We start from the raw sequence: 16,511 nt of genomic DNA, 5'->3' as shown, positions 1-16,511 counted from the left end.
TCAAGACAAGCCCTTACTTAAGCATATGCACGGCATCTATAAACATGTCACCGCGTTCTTCAAATGTTTTGAATTGATCCCAGCTCGCACACGCAGGTGACAGCAGGATGACATCGCCTTCATTTGAGAGCGCAAACGCCGCAGATACTGCTTGTTCAACATTATCGACACGTTTGACATGTTGTATTCCCATCTCATTGCCGAGCTCCTCGAGTTTCGGTGCTGTCTGGCCAAATGTAAGCACCGCTTTGACATGCTTCATATACGGTTTTAAATCATCAAAACCATTTCCGCGATCCAGTCCGCCCGCAAGCAGAATGACCGGTTTGTCAAATGCTGAAAGCGCCTTGGTTGTCGCCAAAATGTTTGTTGCTTTACTGTCATTATAAAACTTGCGGTCTTTCACTGTTGTGACATATTGGAGACGGTGCTTCACGCCAGTAAAGCTTGTCAGCACCTTTTTGACAGCTTCGTTTGACACTCCTGCCGTTTTCACAACTGCGATGGCAGCTAGAATGTTCTCCATGTTATGAGCCCCGGGCAGCACAACCTCTTCAAGAGGATGAATAGCTTCTCCGTTGAACATCAACATACCGTCTTTTGCGTAAGCGCCCTTTTCAAGCCTTTTGCTGACTGAAAAAGGAATGATAGCGGCTTTTCCGGCCTCAGCCAGCCGCACGACGGTTTCATCATCCTGGTTGACAACGGCTTTATCTGAAGCAGTCTGATGAAGGTACACTTTCTGTTTCGCTTTTTCATAGTTTTTTCGCGTATGGTGATAATCCAAATGAGCGTCAAATATGTTTAAAATCAAGCTGATTTCCGGTCTGAAAGCGTGTGTTCCCATCAGCTGAAACGATGACAGTTCAGTAACGATCCATTCATCCCCATCAGCATGATAGGCAACCTCACTTGCGACTGTGCCGATGTTTCCGGCAATCAGTGCTTTTTGCGAGTCAGCTTTGAGCATTTCATAAATCAGCGTTGTCGTGGTCGTTTTTCCGTTTGATCCGGTAATCCCGATAAACTTGGCGTTTGTCAGGTAGTAAGCGAGCTCTATTTCCGTCCAAACCGGAATGCCTCTTTTTTCCGCTTCCTGTACCATAATATTTTCATAAGGAATGCCAGGATTTTTGATCAGAACCGTGATTTGATGCTGATCGAACAGAGAAACAGGATGCTCTCCGCAAACAACCTCAATTCCTTTTTCAGAAAGCTTTTGCGCTGGTTCGTTTTCTTCAAAAGGCTTTTGGTCATTGACTGCAACATAAATGCCCTTGTCATGAAGAATAGATGCCGCCGCATACCCGCTTTTCGCAAGTCCCAGGATTAAAAAATGCTGATTCTGTAAAAATTGATCGTTTTCCACTTATAACCACACCTCGATGTAAATTCCTAAAACGGCAAGCAAAAGTCCCGCAGCCCAAAACGTTACGACCACTCTCCATTCAGACCAGCCGACAAGCTCATAATGGTGATGTAATGGACTCATTTTAAAGATTCGTTTACCTGTCGTTTTAAAGCTGATGACCTGCAGAATAACCGATAATGTCTCGATAACGAATACACCGCCGATGATAACCAGCAGGATCTCTAATTTCGTTAAAATAGCAATGGTAACAATGGCTCCTCCCAATGCCAGCGATCCCGTATCTCCCATAAAAACTTTGGCCGGATGAGCATTAAATACGAGGAAGCCCAGCACCGCTCCGACGACGGCAACTGAGAAAATCGCTACGTCATATTGAGACTGATTCCATGCCAGGATGGCAAAGGCGCCAAAAGCAATCGCAGCTGTGCCGGATAATAAACCGTCAAGACCGTCAGTCAGGTTAACTGCATTTGATCCGCCGACAAGCATAAATAGCACCAGGATAAAGTAAGCCCACCCAAGATCAAATGATAAGTCAGTTCCAGGCACGCGAATGTCCGTCGCAAAATTGTAGTAATGGTACACGGCATAAAATACAATCGCTATGATAATTTGTCCGATCAGTTTTTGCTTTGACGTCAATCCAAGGTTGCGCTTCATGACGACCTTGATGTAATCATCTAAAAAGCCGAGCAAACCGTAGCCGAGTGTTACAAATAGAAGCAGCACCATTTCCGGGCTTATTTCTGAAAACTTCTGTGTCATCACAATTGTTGTCACAATAATAGAAAGTATGATCATGACCCCGCCCATTGTCGGCGTCCCTGATTTTTTTTGATGTGATTTCGGTCCTTCTTCTCTAATACTCTGGCCGAATTTTAATCTTCTTAAAAACGGAATAAGAATCGGAGAGAGCAGAACACTAATTAAAAACCCCATTAAAATTGTAAACAGAATGACTTGCTCAAGCATTGTCCTTTTCTCCTCCTGTTTCTTTCAAACGACATACGTAGTTATCATATTCATGATTTTTTTCCATATGAGAAATCTTTTCAAGCTCCATTATTCAATAACATCTCTTTCCTATGAATTTGTCTTATTCTTATTGAGTTCGACAATCGCTCTCGCCGCCACTTCAGCATCGTCAAAATCGAAAGTTTTGTTTCCGATCTGCTGATAGGTTTCATGTCCTTTTCCTGCAATGAGGACTACGTCGCCTTTTTTGGCATTGGCAATCGCGAAAAAGATCGCCTGTTCGCGGTTTGCAATGCTATGGTAGTATGCGTTCTCTACTCCGGCTTCCATATCTCTTAAAATCGCGCGAGGATCTTCACTTCTCGGGTTATCTGAAGTAAAAATCGGCTCGTCAGACAGCTCCACAGCGATTTTAGCCATTTTCGGGCGTTTCGACTTATCTCTGTCTCCCCCGCAGCCGACAACGACAAAGAGCTTTCCTTCTGTCATGTCTTTGCATGTTTTCAGGACATTTTCAAGGCTGTCCGGTGTGTGCGCGTAATCAACAATAACCGGAAACTCCTGCTGCTGATTCACCAATTCAAATCGGCCTCTTACACCATGCAATTCTTGAACCGCTTCAGTGATCGTTTCAAACGGTATGCCTGCTGCAATACATGTTGTAACAGCTGCCAGCACGTTATACACGTTAAACTGTCCAACGAGCGACATGGTGATATGTTTAGTGCCTTTGTTGGTCACAAGATCAAAGCTTGTGCCCTGTGCCGTGATCGTGATGTTTTTCGCCATTACATCAGCGTTGTTTTTTATTCCGTATGTAGAAATATGCGCTGCAGTCACCTTTTCAAAATAAGCGCTCGCCTCATCGTCAGCGTTCAGTACGGCACACTTTGGACGTTCATGGTTGAAAGCCCCGCCCAGCTGAGAAAAGAGCAGGCTTTTTGCCTGTCGGTACTCATCCATCGTTTTATGATAGTCCAGATGGTCCTGCGTTAAATTCGTAAACACGGCAATGTCATAATCACAGCCATGAACACGTCCTAAAGACAATGCGTGAGAAGAAACTTCCATGATGGCAGTGTCAACTTGCTTGTCATTCATTTTCTTAAACGTTTTCTGCAGCGTGACGCTTTCAGGTGTCGTGTTTTTAACGGGAAGTGTTTCATCGCCGATTTTCATGTACATGGTGCCGATCAAGCCTGTGCGTTTTCCCGCTTTTTTCAGAATCTCATCAACCATGTGGGTCGTTGATGTTTTTCCGTTTGTGCCAGTTATCCCGATCAGCTGAAGCTTCTTAGTCGGCTGTCCGTAAAACGCATCAGACAGAACGCTGAGCGCCCGCAGTGACTGCCGGACAATAATGACAGGCACATCCACATCAAGCTCTCTTTCTGCCACAATAGCCGCTGCGCCGCTTTCTACTGCTTTTTGGGCAAAATCATGTCCATCCACCGTATACCCTTTTACACATACAAAAAGACTCCCTTTCTTTACTTCCCTGGAGTCCATCTCAATTGAAGTTATTTCAGGGTCTTGTGAGTCGTTTACAGAAGGTTCGGTTGTTAAGTATCGTAGCAGCTTTGTTAGTTTCATCGTATCAAACCTCTCAACATTCTAATTCGTTCTTTTTATCATTGAAGTCACGTCAAATGATGTGATAATGATTTTAAGCATACAGTTCATATTTTAGCGTAAATAAAAGGATACATCCAGCTAATCTTGAAAGATATCAGCATTTTTCTGCAATAAAATAATAGGCAGCCCGAATCAATCGGCTGCCTCCTTTTCATCCTCTTCAGTCAAATAAACGCGTATCTTTGAGCCCTCTTTTACTTTCGTTCCGGCAGCCGGCGATTGTTTCACAATTTTGCTTCCTTTCCCGGAAGCATCCACATTGAGATTCACCAAAATCGACTCAAGATCTGAGACAGACATCCCTACAACATTCGGAACTTCTACTGTTTTTGTGTCGTTCCATTGGTACTTTTTCTCGATTTGATTTTTACGAGGTTTCACACCAAGCTCCGGCAGGCTGTCTCTCATCATATTCCCGACAATAGGCGCTGCAACCGTTCCGCCAAATTGAATCGTGCCTTTCGGGTTATCCACTGCGACATAGACGACAAGACTCGGATCATCAGCCGGAGCGAAACCGATAAATGATACAATGTGGTTGTTTTCAAGGTATTTTCCATCTTTAACCTTTTGTGCCGTTCCCGTTTTACCGCCGACACGATATCCTTCTACAAATGCGTTGCGGCCGGTGCCTTCTGCGACAACACTTTCTAAAGCATAGCGGATTTGTTTGGACGTTCCCTCAGAAATGACTTGTTTCTTTGCGATTGGCGATTGTTTTTTGACCGTTTTTTTCGTTACAGGGTCAATCCATTCCTTTGCGATATAAGGTGTATAAAGCGTTCCTCCGTTTACAGCGGCGGATACGGCTGCAACCTGTTGAATCGGCGTGACGGATACCCCCTGTCCGAAAGCTGTAGTCGCTTGCTCGACCGGGCCTACTCTGTCAAGCGGGAATAAGATTCCTGTTCCTTCACCTTGCAGGTCAATTCCTGTTTTTTGGCCGAAACCAAAGTCTTTAATATATTTAAAAAGCTTATCCTTGCCTAGGCGCTCGCCCAATTCAACAAACCCCGGGTTACAGGAATTCTGTACAACTTCTAGAAACGTTTGCAGTCCGTGCCCGCCTTTTTTCCAGCACCGCAGTCTCGCTCCGTCCACTTCCACATGACCTTTATCAAAAAATTGATCACGTTTCAAATTTACCTTTTGCTCTTCAAGAGCTGCTGCAAGTGTAATAATTTTAAAGGTAGATCCCGGTTCATACGTGCTCCATACCGGCAGATTCCGATTGTAGACGGACGGATCGACTGATTGATAAGCGGCCGGGTCAAAGTCAGGCCTGCTGGACATTCCCAATATTTCTCCGTTTTTCGGATTCATGGCCACTGCAATCATACCGTCTGGATGATATTTAGCTTCAGCGTTATCAAGCTCTCTTTCCAGTATCGTCTGAACCTTTGAATCAACCGTCAGCTTCAGGTCAAGCCCGTCCTTAGGCGGTGTATAATCGTCCGCTTCATCAGGCATTTTCTTCCCCTTGGCGTCTGTATAAAACTTAACAGAGCCCTTTTCCCCTTTTAAATCATCATCGTAATAAGCTTCCAGACCTAGGAGACCTTGATTGTCAATTCCAGCAAATCCGAGCACATGAGATAAAAAGCTGCCGAACGGGTAATGGCGGATACTGTCCTCCGCAACATACACTCCTTTTAAATCGAGCGCTTTGATTTCTTTCGCCTTTTCATTTGAAATCTTTCTCCCTTCAGGAGTTATCTTTTCGATTGACGCTTTTTTTGTCACATGCTTATATACTTTTTCTTCTGACATGTTTAAAACTGCAGCAAGCTGCTTGCTCGTTTTCATCGGGTTTTGGACTTGGCGCGGCACGACGAATACGGTCGGCGCACTTTTGTTTGTTGCGAGCTTCACACCGTTCCGATCCAGGATTTCGCCTCTCTCCGGCTCAAACGGCAAGTTCCTGCTCCAGGAATCTTTTGCTAGCGAAGTCAGTTTCTCCCCCATCACAAACTGAACATACCCCAGCCTTGTATCAATGATCAGAAACACGATCACGCCAAAAAGCAAAACAAATAATAAACGTTTTCTAACCGTTACATTCGAGACGCGCAAGAGACCGTTCACTCCTTATTTAAGCTTGTTTCATTTTATGCCTGAACTTGGACAGGTAGAACGATGCTCCTCTGAAGGTATAAAAAAAGAAAGCCTGCATAATAGGGAAATCCCAGCAAGCTTTTCTTTCTATTTAATCAGGGTTTTTAAACGTCACCTTGATGACGGTTTTGTCTTTTATTTCTTTGTCCTTTTTAACGCTTTGGCTGACAGCGTAGCCTTGTCCGCTTACTTCCATATGAATCCCCGCCAGTTCGCCGTACTGAAGAACCTCTCTTCTCGACCAGCCAGTCATATCAGGCATTTTGATTTTTCCGCCCGTTTTCAGGAAGACCTTCTGATTGGTTAGAACCTCCTCATCCGCTTTCGGATACTGTTCTTTTACAGCGACATCACTGCCGATGACAACCGGTGTGAGATTCTCTTCCTTTGCTTTCTTTTGAGCACCAGCTACCGTTTGATCTGTCAAATCAGGCATCGTCTGCGCTTTTGTTTCTTCTTTATCCGAGTCAGATTTTTCAGTCGGTTCGATGTTCAGGTAGTGCAGGCTGTTTTTCATTGTTGGGTTGAAGATTTCAGAAACTGGGTCTGAACTGCTTTGTCCCGCTTTTAACTGCGGCTGCTGTACAGCAACATAAATCAAAAGCTCAGGATCATCTTTCGGAGCCATACCCATAAACGAAAAGATATAGTTATCTGTTCCGTCCAAATATCCGCCTTTACCTGCTATTTGTGCAGTACCTGTTTTTCCGGCAACATCAAACCCTTCAATTTTATAGGGCTTCCCTGTTCCGATTTTCGATGTAACGACTTCTCCCAAAATATCTCGCACTTTTTTCGCAGTGCTTGCAGAAATTGGAGTTCCGGCTGATTCCGGCTTATTTTGATAGACGGTTTTATCTGAGTCCGGATCAATAATATGGTCAATGACATAAGGTTTCATCATTTTGCCGTCATTTGCTATTGCTGTTGCGGCCTGAAGCTGCTGAATTGGTGTAACAGCAGACGCTTGGCCATATGCGGTTGATGCTTTATCGAATTCATACTTAAAGTTGATTTTACTTGAGACTTCTCCAGGCAAATCAATACCTGTTTTTTGATCCAAATTGAATTTGTGTAAATACTGATTGAGGCGATCGTACCCCAGCTTTTCTTTCGCCAGTTTCGCAAATGCAACATTAGACGATCTTAGGACGCCGTCATGATACGTTGTCGGCCCCCAGCCTACACCCTGATTATGATCCCTCACAGGTTCCCCGCCAACTTCAAACGTACCGGATTTGTATTTTTCATTCGGATTAAACACGTTTTCCTGCATCGCAGCAGCAAGTGTAAAAATCTTCATCGTTGAACCAGGTTCATACGCATATGAAATCAAATCATTATAGTAGTTTGTCACATCGCGTTTGTTCGGATCAAAGCTTGGGCGCTGTCCCATGGCAAGCACTTTGCCCGTTTTCGGATCGACGACTGCGGCCATGATTTTTTTCGGGTTATATTTTTTCGCCACTTTTGTCATGCTGTCTTCCAGAAAGGTTTGAATTTTCTGGTCAATGGTTAAATAAACATTGTCTCCATTTTTTGGCGCTGAAATTTTATTTTTGCTGTTCGGGAGCTCCCAGCCGGATTTGTCGCTTTCATAAGTCACATATCCGTCCTGCTCTTTCAAATACTTATCCAGTACCTTTTCTAGTCCCATCGCGCCGGAAATTTCATTTGTATCTCGATCAACCTCGGCATAGCCGATTAAATTAGATGCAAAAACACCGTTTGGATAGAAACGTTTTGTATCTCGTAAAAATGAAATGCCGGGAAGTTTTAGCTTTTCAATTTTTTTCTTTTGAGAATACGTAATATCCCGCCCCGCTGAACCGAACTCCACTTGTTTTGCATCCTTGTTTAAGATATCAAGGAGGTCAGCTTTGTCCATCTTTATCTCTTTAGACAGCGCTTCCGCCGTTTTTTCTTTGTTTTGAACATGCTGAGGGTGCTTTTTATCAGTGGTCATTTTTTCATCGAGAATAGCGATCAGCTTATACGTCGCTGTGTCCTCTGCAATCACTTTTCCGGTTCGGTCTAAAATCGAGCCGCGGCTTGCTTCGATGGTCCGTTTCTTTTCATGCTGTTCTGTCGCTTTTGTCGCAAGCACTTCACCATTTGCTTTTCCGGTTATTTGAATGTATGCCATTCTCCCCAGGATGACAAAGAAAAAGAGAGCGAAACAAATACTTAGAATCGCCGCTCCTCTATTCATAAATTTATTCTTTTTTGGCATTTGGATCATTCCTGTATGTTTTTCACTTTTTTATCTTTTAAATTCAAGCCGTTTTTTTCCGCAATGTCCATGATGCGCTGCGGTTTGCTTAAATCAGCAACGGTTTTTTCGAGGTCACCAATTTGCTTGTTTTCGGACGAAATTTGCTCCTCAAGTTTTTGTACCTCAATATTGGTTTGATATGCTGCATACGCCTTCGATACGATCAAAAGCGATACGCAGAGCACCACCGAAGCAAAGAGGACAAGAAGCACTTTTTCTCCGAGAGTAATGGAAGCCCTTTTCTTGACAATCACTTTTTTCTCAGGTCTGATCGCATGCCGCTGCTGTTTCTCTTGTTGGTAAGCTAAATTGCTCATAGGCTGATGACCTCCTTTTCATTTTGCCTTCGCGTTTCGTTATTTTCTTTTTTCGGCAATCCGGAGCTTCGCAGAACGGGCCCGATTGTTTTCTTCAAGCTCTTCTTGGGATGCCGTAATCGGTTTACGTGTGATGAGCTTCAGCTCTGGTTCAAACTCTGCCGGTATGACAGGAAGACCCGGAGGAAGTTCTGGAAGCGACGACTTTTCTTTAAAAGTGGTTTTGCAGATTCTATCTTCAAGCGAGTGGAAGGTAATGACTGATACCCTTCCTTCTGGTTTCAGAACCTCAATCGCCTGCTCCAATGCCTCTTCAAACACTTTCAGTTCATCGTTCACGGCAATTCTGATTGCCTGAAACACGCGTTTTGCGGGATGTCCTCCGCTCCTTCTCGCTGGAGCGGGAATCGCGTCTTTTATTAGATCGACCAGTTGGCCCGTAGTTTGAATAGGAGATTTGATTCTTGCCTCCTCAATTTTTCTGGCGATCTGTTTGCTGAACTTCTCTTCGCCGTATTTAAAGAAAATACGGACGAGATCCTCATAGCGCCACTCATTAACGACTTCTTTCGCCGTAAGCGTGGCCGACTGGTCCATCCTCATGTCCAACGGTGCGTCATGATGGTAACTGAATCCGCGTTCCGGTGTATCCAGCTGCGGCGAGGACACCCCTAAATCAAATAAAATACCGTCTACTTCTGTAATGCCTTGTTCATTCAAACATTCTTTTAAATACCTGAAATTGCTTTTGATCAGAATGAGCTGCCCTTTATAATTGGACAACGTTTCTTTCGCATGCTGTAACGCCGTATCGTCTTGGTCAAAAGCGATTAAACGCCCCTTCTCGGATAACTGTTGCAATAAGTATGTACTGTGCCCAGCTCCGCCGAGTGTGCAGTCTACATATGTACCGTCCGGTTTAATATTGAGCCCGTCTACGGTTTCACGAAGAAGTACTGTCTTGTGTTGAAACATATTGTGTTGGTCCCACCTTTTATCAGGATGAATTGAAATTATTTGTAGAGTGTTATACACGAAGAATCATTATATATCAAACCCAATCATGTTTTCAGCAATTTCAGCAAATGAATCTTCTTGCTCTTCTGTGTATTGTTCCCAAATTACTTTACTCCACAATTCAATTCGATTAGAAACCCCGATAACAACACATTCTTTTTCCAGTTTGGCGTAATTCAATAGAGATGATGCAATATTTACCCTGCCTTGCTTGTCCAGTTCGCATTCGGTCGCCCCTGAAAAGAAGAAACGGGTAAACGCGCGGGCATCTTTCTTAGTGAGAGGAAGAGCTTTTAGTTTTTCTTCAATTTGTTTCCATTCGTGCATAGGGTAGCCGAAGAGACATTGGTCAAGCCCTCTGGTCAGCACAAACTGCTCCCCAAGGCCATCTCTGAATTTAGCGGGTACGATCATGCGGCCCTTCGCATCGATGGTATGCTGATATTCACCCATAAACATGATCTCTTGCCCCACTTTCTCTCCTTAACTCACCACTATCCACCACTTCTCTCCACAACTTCATTTTACACTGTTTACCCATAAAAAAAAACCCTGAACTAGTCAGGGTTCTTTAAAACTTTATTTCAAAGTTTGACAACTTGATGTTGATTTTGAAAAGAAAATGGCAGATTCTTGAATGAAATGAAGAATTTTGGGCCGTACCTGTTTAAATAATACATGATATTCCAAATTCGCTCTTGCGGCGCAAGCATCGGCTTAATGCTATTTTGGATTCTCTCATAATCCTTTAGGACGCAGCCTTCTTTTTCTTCAATTCGCTTTGTCACTGTCCGCTCTAAGAACTGTAGCTGATCCTGAATAAAAGCCGCATTCTTCAGGAGTAAAGGCTCCATGCTTTGGTCAACCTTTAACGCCTCCTGGCGGACTGTTTTGTGAATCGCTTCAATTTGGTTTTTTGCCTGATCTATGACCGCGGTAAACTCTTCTGGAATCTGGCGCTCAAAGTATGTCTCTCTTTGATTCTCCGTTCCGCGTTCAATCACGTCTTGTAATGAGATATTCCGTTCAAGCAACTTTTTCTCAATATGCCGTTCAAGTATCGTGATGTTCAGCCTTGGCATAACAGGAGGCATGTTGAAGCCCATCACCCGAAAGGCCTGTTTGAGCTCGCCCCAATAGTTGATTTCTCCGGGTCCTGCAATAAAGGCTAAAGTCGGAATGAGATATTCCTGCATTAACGGTCTCGTTACAACATTATTGCTGAAGCGCTCAGGATGTTTTTCTATATGTGTATAAAGTTCATCCATCGTCCATGCGAGATCAAGCTCATTTATGACAAAACGGCCGTTGTCTTTTTCAATTAAAAAACGCTCTTCTTCATATTCATAAAACAGATTCGCCTGCTCTTTTCCGGACTCAATAATGGGTTTGTAGCCAGCTTCACGCATGAAGGCCTGCTGATCTGAAACAGCAAGGGCGAGTTTATCATTTTCCTGAAGAATTTTTTGGAACATGGCCGTTTCCAGCTTTTTAATCCCCGGATCTCCAGAATTTAATAACACCAATCCCTCCTCTTGGAACAGATCCGCGATCAGCAGTTCAAAGAAATCAGTGAATGTAACAGATTCCCTTAAACATCGTTTCACGTTGTCGAGAAGTGCATTCGTATGATCTGTTTCTTCAAAAGCGGCAAATACATCATCGACCCATGCGGCGCATTTTTCCTGATCAAGCGATGTGCTCGCTGCCGAAGATTTCTTCCAATAAGACTGGGCCAGCTTTGTCTTCGCAGGACCATTCTCTCCAGATGTATGGACAAAATTAATCTCATCCAAATCGTGGTCTTCTCCGGCCACCCAAAAAATCGGTATGACAGGCACTTGCAGCTGCTTTTCTTGTTCATTTGCTAACACAATGATTGAAATGATTTTATGTATAGTATAAAGCGGCCCTGTTAAAAGTCCGGCCTGCTGCCCGCCGACAACAGCGGCACTTGACGGATCCTTCAGCTTCTCAATAGCAGACTGCATGGCACTCGAACCGAATTTATGATGGTAGGAGGATAAGTACGCTGCCAATTCCTCTCTCGCGAAAAACCGGGAGGATAAGTCTTTCAGTCTGTCGCGCCATATGTCCTTATGATGAATGCTGTAATCAAAAAAAGAAGACATTTCTTCTTTGCCATCTATATAGTGCTGTACAAACACGTTCTGATTTTTGATGGAAAGTTCAGTTAGCTGCATCTTCTAGAACTTCCTTTCTCCAATAAATAGTTAGTTATCCGAAATGAGTATAGCATGTTACCGAAAAAGCTCAAAAGACTTTGTTTGTATTTCGCTCCAAAGCTTTAATGCTCCCATATAAAAACTCAAGGTGAACAGCATCAAGGCCTTGAAGGCTTGCTTCCTTCAATAAATATCCGATAATGGCGTCAGCTTCCGTCTGCCGGCCTTCGATAATATCAACCAGCATAGAAGAGCGGTTTTCTTTTGTTTGCCCGCAAACGGCCAGAACCCGCTCCCAAGCCTCTTCTTCGTTTTCAAGCCTTAAAATGCGGGATGCATCCTGAAAAACCAGCTTCATAAAAGCCAGATAAGCGGGCGTTGTCAGCAGCTCTCCATTTTTCACCTGCAGTAACGCGGTTAATGGATTGATACAAACATTTACAATCAGCTTGCCCGTCAGCAAGCGGTACCAATCCGCCTCATAACGAATTGGAAAATCCGAATGATTATGCTGAAACAAAGTGTTGAGTCGATCTGGTTCAGCGTCGTCGAACGTGCTCCATTTTATCGCACCCAAGCCGGTATGTTCAACAACTGTATCTGATTTTCTTACAGCTCCGTGCTCAACGATTCCAACATAAATGGAATGTCCGACGCGCCAGTCTTTCAAATCGTGGATATGCCCCATGCCATTTTGCAAAAACAATATATTCGTTTTCCCGACCCGTTCAAGCAACGAAAAAACAGACTGAAGCTGATGCTGCTTCACTGTCACGACAAGAAGATCGAAATCCGAATTCAGACTCGTGTCCGCATTGCAATCAGTGCTGAATTCTTCTCCGCCTTTATCAAGCCGGACCCCTTCCGACTGAATAGCCGCAGCCTGCTCTTCCCGCCTCGTCACAACAGTCACCTCGTGATGAAGTGAAAAATAATAGGCGCATAAAAGACCGACGGAGCCTCCGCCAATAATCCCAATTTTCATGTTGTCACACCCAATTTAACATTTACGTATTATCATAGCAGAAGTACGAAAAAATTACTTCTCAAAGATTCCGTGTGCTTAAAATCAAAATTTAAATATTTGGTTTTTTTAAATAAAGCGTTTACAATATATGTAGAAACAACAAAGGGGGAGATTGGAATGGTAAAGGTAGAACGTCTGCTCGTCAACTATAAAACGCTTGAAGAATTCAAAAGGTTCAAAGAATACGGCATTCAGGAGCTGTCCATGCTTGAAGATCTTCAGGATAATATTATTGAAAATGACAGCACCTCGCCTTTTTACGGGATTTATTTTGGGGATAAACTTGTAGCGCGAATGAGCCTATATCAAGTTAACGGCAAATCGAATCCTTATTTCGACAACCGTCAGGATTATTTAGAGCTGTGGAAGCTTGAGGTTCTTCCGGGCTACCAAAAGAGGGGATATGGGAAAGCGCTGGTTGAATTCGCAAAATCATTCAACATGCCGATACGGACAAATCCGCGAATGAAATCAGCGGAATTTTGGAATAAAATGAATTTTGAAGCTGTTAAATATGATATGGCGCGGGATAAAGGGGAAAACCCGCTCATCTGGCATCCTGATATGGACCAAGAAATGACACCGGGAGAGTCTGCATAGAAATAAAAACAACCGGCCTATACACACTCTATGGCCGGTTCATTTCAGGCTCCTTACGTTTCTTGAGCCGCTTTTTTCATTCTTCCGTCTTCTTTTGAAACAACCATTTTTCTGGCCCGATCCATAATATCGATCAGTGCCTTGTAATCCTCTTCTGTCATCTCTAGCTGGTTCCTCAATGTTTGGTTTTCACTCCGTACATCCTCAAGCTCTTTTTGCAGCGATTTGATTTCCTCCTGCAGTTTTTCCCTTTCAAGCTGAAATTCATGCACAGACGGCGTTTCTTTGAATTGTTCAAGAAATTGAATGACATCCTGAATGGACAAATCTCGTTTTCCTTCTGCTGACGGTGCCGCGGCAGTCTGCTTGACGGAATTCGGCATATTGACCGAATGAACGCCGATTTGTTTTCTCAGTTCTTTCCTCTGCTTTTTCGCAAGCTCTATGCCTGATTGGTATTGTTTTCTCACATATGAGTTCCATCTGAACCCGCATGCTGCCGCGGTTCTGGTCAGCGCCCTTCCAACCTCCTCAAAGGCGGATAGCTGTGTTCCTCCCTCTCGAATATGACGAAGCACTACTTCTGCCAGCAGCAAATCCTCATCCTGAGTCCAAGCATCTTGTCTTGTAATGGTCAAATTCAATCTCCCTCCATGTCAGCTTATTTATCTCATACATATGCCGGTAATAGATTAGATAGACTATTTGCACTCACAAATTTTCCGCAAGCTGACAAGGAGAGAAAAAGAAAAAGCGCAGGGCTTTCACCCTGCGCTTTTCTTATTAGTTACTTTTTACATTTATGTCTTTGCCGTTGTATGATCCGCATGCTTTGCATACACGGTGAGACAATTTCATCTCTCCGCATGACGGACATTCTGTCATACCAGGTACATTAAGTTTGAAATGTGTACGGCGCAATCTTTTCTTCATTTTAGAAGTTCTTCTAAAAGGTACAGCCATTATTCCCACCTCCTTAAAGAGTTAAGATTCATCATCTTGTTTTAAGAGCTTTTCTAGGGCTGCAAGTCTTGGATCAACTTGATTCTTCTTGTCTTCCTCCGAAATGACTTGCCAGTCCTTTCCTTCTTGAGGAGCAGCTCCTTTTTCTTGTTCAGATTCACAAAAGATTTGCATAGGGATTTCTAAAAGAATTTCTTCTTTCACGATCGGAGTTAAGTCGATAGCATCGTCCTCAACAATGTGAACGTCATCATCTTCTATATCATCCGTCTGATGAAATATAAACAGTTCTTTTGTTGAAATTTCAAATGGATACGGAACATCAACGAGTGTTCTTGAGCATGGCAAAATCATTTCGCCTGAAATTGTAAAATCAAACGAAACCTGTTTGGACTTGATATCCGCTCTGCCCTTCACCCGAACGGGAGAAATGCGGCGAATGTCAGAATTCACCTTTGTCAGCTCATGTAACTCAACTGTTTCATCAAACTCAAAACTTTGGTTCGGCATTTGATGCAGCTGATAAATCGTCCATTTCATTTGTATCACCTCATGAAAGCAACAAACATGATTATAGCTTTTAAGATTGTTTTTGTCAATATTTTTTCTTTACAGCATAATGCTGCCATTGACGTATCGTTGACAGCGGCATATGCGATGCATACACTTAAAATAAATATAAGGCGTAAGAGTTTTCATCAGCAAATGTACCATACGTTTTGAAACATAGCAAGAAAGGCGGAAAAAATATGAAAGCTGTCGGATTGGTGGTTGAATATAATCCCTTCCATAACGGTCACCTTTATCATGCCCAAACAGCAAAGCGGCAAACCGGATGTGACACGGCTGTTGCTGTCATGAGCGGACATTTTTTACAGCGCGGCGAGCCGGCGGTTGTGTCAAAGTGGGCCCGTACAAAAATGGCTCTGCAAAGCGGAATCGACCTGGTCATTGAGCTGCCCTATCTTTATGCGGTGCAAAAAGCGGAGATTTTTGCGCGCGGCAGTGTTTCCACCCTGAATAAACTTGGGTGCGAGGCGCTTTTTTTCGGAAGCGAAAATGGTGATATTGCGCCGTTTTTAGAAACAGCAAAGCTTATTGATGAGCATAAGGATACGTTTGATCAATGTGTCAAGGAAGAACTTAAAAAGGGGGCCAGTTACCCAGCCGCAGCAGCTATCGCCTTCAGATCCATTTTACATACTGAAAACGCACTTGATTTGTCAAAACCAAACAACATTCTGGGATATCATTATGTCACGTCCATTCTTTCCGGGGGATACTCAATGAAACCTTCTACCACAGCGCGCATTTCCTCGGACTATCATGATGCTGACCTTCCTGAAGGCGAAAACCATATCGCAAGCGCCACAAGCATCAGAAAAGCCATGTTTGAACAGAGTCTTGAAGCCTGCCTTCGTTTTCTTCCTGATACATCTGTAAGTGAATTAGCACATTACCGAAAATCTTTCGGGCTGTGGCATACACCTGAAAGCTATTTTTCTTACTTAAAATACAGCCTGTCGATCGTAACAGCACAGGAATTACAGCAAGTATACGAGGTGGAGGAAGGCTTAGAGCACAGAATTCTTCGTTCGATCAGAAAAGCCAGCTCCTACCAGGAATTTATGCAGCTGCTGAAAACGAAACGTTATACGTGGACAAGGCTCCAGCGGATGAACACGCACATTTTAAACAGGGCAAACAAACAGGAGATGCATAATCTGCTTGCCGATAAAGAGGTGCCGTATATTAGGCTTCTTGGCATGACGAAAAAAGGACAGGCTTATTTAGCGGAAAAGAAAAAAGCGCTGTCTGTTCCGCTTGTCAGCAAACTGTCCTCATTCTCCCATCCTGTACTCGATCTGGATATAAAAGCAAGCAAAATCTACAGCCTGGCGATAGAAGAACCGCTGAGAACTGAATTTGACCTGCAGGAATACGGGCATGCACCGATTCGATATGACGAGGATGAACAACGTTTTTTTAATATATAGAAAAGCACCTGAGAATATCAGGTGCTCAGCTT

The 16,511-nt window shown here is 43.5% G+C and carries 16 protein-coding genes; 3 read left to right on the top strand and 13 right to left on the bottom strand.

What is annotated here, in order from left to right:
- Window positions 1-13: 13 nt before the first annotated feature.
- The 10 genes from murD to M1D98_RS08015 form a co-directional block, all read right to left on the bottom strand.
- A complete protein-coding gene (gene murD, locus M1D98_RS08060; protein WP_435576702.1) occupies window positions 14-1,369 on the bottom strand; it encodes a UDP-N-acetylmuramoyl-L-alanine--D-glutamate ligase in 1,356 nt (451 codons plus the stop codon).
- Window positions 1,370-2,344 (bottom strand): phospho-N-acetylmuramoyl-pentapeptide-transferase, encoded by a 975-nt coding sequence (gene mraY, locus M1D98_RS08055; protein ID WP_010328060.1) that lies wholly within the window; start codon window positions 2,342-2,344, stop codon window positions 1,370-1,372.
- A gap of 111 nt (window positions 2,345-2,455) precedes the next feature.
- Complete coding sequence (locus tag M1D98_RS08050) at window positions 2,456-3,940, bottom strand: UDP-N-acetylmuramoyl-L-alanyl-D-glutamate--2,6-diaminopimelate ligase (protein WP_010328058.1); 1,485 nt, start codon at window positions 3,938-3,940, stop codon at window positions 2,456-2,458.
- 174 nt (window positions 3,941-4,114) lie between these two features.
- Window positions 4,115-6,055, bottom strand: coding sequence for a stage V sporulation protein D (locus M1D98_RS08045; protein ID WP_121642520.1), 1,941 nt, complete (start codon window positions 6,053-6,055; stop codon window positions 4,115-4,117).
- A 133-nt stretch (window positions 6,056-6,188) separates the two neighbouring features.
- Window positions 6,189-8,330 carry a penicillin-binding protein 2B gene (pbpB, locus tag M1D98_RS08040; RefSeq protein WP_010328056.1) on the bottom strand — a complete coding sequence of 714 codons (2,142 nt, stop codon included), beginning with the start codon at window positions 8,328-8,330 and terminating at the stop codon, window positions 6,189-6,191.
- A 5-nt stretch (window positions 8,331-8,335) separates the two neighbouring features.
- The gene (gene ftsL, locus M1D98_RS08035; RefSeq protein WP_010328055.1) at window positions 8,336-8,689 is read right to left on the bottom strand and encodes a cell division protein FtsL; all 354 of its coding nucleotides are present in this window, start codon (window positions 8,687-8,689) and stop codon (window positions 8,336-8,338) included.
- A 39-nt stretch (window positions 8,690-8,728) separates the two neighbouring features.
- The gene (gene rsmH, locus M1D98_RS08030; protein ID WP_010328054.1) at window positions 8,729-9,664 is read right to left on the bottom strand and encodes a 16S rRNA (cytosine(1402)-N(4))-methyltransferase RsmH; all 936 of its coding nucleotides are present in this window, start codon (window positions 9,662-9,664) and stop codon (window positions 8,729-8,731) included.
- Between the two features lie 69 nt (window positions 9,665-9,733).
- Window positions 9,734-10,165, bottom strand: a complete 432-nt coding sequence (mraZ, locus tag M1D98_RS08025; protein WP_010328053.1) for a division/cell wall cluster transcriptional repressor MraZ — start codon at window positions 10,163-10,165, stop codon at window positions 9,734-9,736.
- 125 nt (window positions 10,166-10,290) lie between these two features.
- Window positions 10,291-11,910 carry a bacillithiol biosynthesis cysteine-adding enzyme BshC gene (gene bshC / locus M1D98_RS08020; protein ID WP_268542174.1) on the bottom strand — a complete coding sequence of 540 codons (1,620 nt, stop codon included), beginning with the start codon at window positions 11,908-11,910 and terminating at the stop codon, window positions 10,291-10,293.
- A 70-nt stretch (window positions 11,911-11,980) separates the two neighbouring features.
- The gene (locus tag M1D98_RS08015; RefSeq protein ID WP_121642518.1) at window positions 11,981-12,877 is read right to left on the bottom strand and encodes a 2-dehydropantoate 2-reductase; all 897 of its coding nucleotides are present in this window, start codon (window positions 12,875-12,877) and stop codon (window positions 11,981-11,983) included.
- 159 nt (window positions 12,878-13,036) lie between these two features.
- On the opposite strand from M1D98_RS08015, the gene M1D98_RS08010 reads away from it, so the two are divergent.
- A complete protein-coding gene (locus M1D98_RS08010) occupies window positions 13,037-13,519 on the top strand; it encodes an N-acetyltransferase (RefSeq protein WP_010328050.1) in 483 nt (160 codons plus the stop codon).
- Window positions 13,520-13,572: 53 nt separating this feature from the next.
- On the opposite strand, the gene gerR is transcribed toward M1D98_RS08010, so the two are convergent.
- From gerR to M1D98_RS07995, 3 genes are all read right to left on the bottom strand, one after another.
- Window positions 13,573-14,157, bottom strand: a complete 585-nt coding sequence (gerR, locus tag M1D98_RS08005) for a sporulation specific transcriptional regulator GerR (RefSeq protein WP_010328049.1) — start codon at window positions 14,155-14,157, stop codon at window positions 13,573-13,575.
- A gap of 145 nt (window positions 14,158-14,302) precedes the next feature.
- Window positions 14,303-14,482, bottom strand: a complete 180-nt coding sequence (rpmF, locus tag M1D98_RS08000; RefSeq protein WP_003154457.1) for a 50S ribosomal protein L32 — start codon at window positions 14,480-14,482, stop codon at window positions 14,303-14,305.
- Between the two features lie 21 nt (window positions 14,483-14,503).
- Complete coding sequence (locus M1D98_RS07995; protein ID WP_010328048.1) at window positions 14,504-15,022, bottom strand: YceD family protein; 519 nt, start codon at window positions 15,020-15,022, stop codon at window positions 14,504-14,506.
- 27 nt (window positions 15,023-15,049) lie between these two features.
- Here M1D98_RS07995 and M1D98_RS07990 point away from each other — a divergent pair, with 27 nt between their 5' ends.
- Together M1D98_RS07990 and M1D98_RS07985 are read left to right on the top strand one after the other, a co-directional pair.
- Entirely contained in the window at window positions 15,050-15,205 is a 156-nt protein-coding gene (locus M1D98_RS07990) for a hypothetical protein (protein ID WP_052331635.1), read from the top strand.
- Window positions 15,206-15,231: 26 nt separating this feature from the next.
- Window positions 15,232-16,479, top strand: a complete 1,248-nt coding sequence (locus M1D98_RS07985; RefSeq protein WP_010328047.1) for a nucleotidyltransferase — start codon at window positions 15,232-15,234, stop codon at window positions 16,477-16,479.
- Window positions 16,480-16,511: the final 32 nt, after the last annotated feature.

The sequence above is a fragment of the Bacillus sp. K7 genome, from assembly GCF_053903245.1.
The sequence above is the reverse complement of the archived record's forward strand: the minus strand, read 5'-3'. Positions and strand labels throughout refer to the sequence as shown.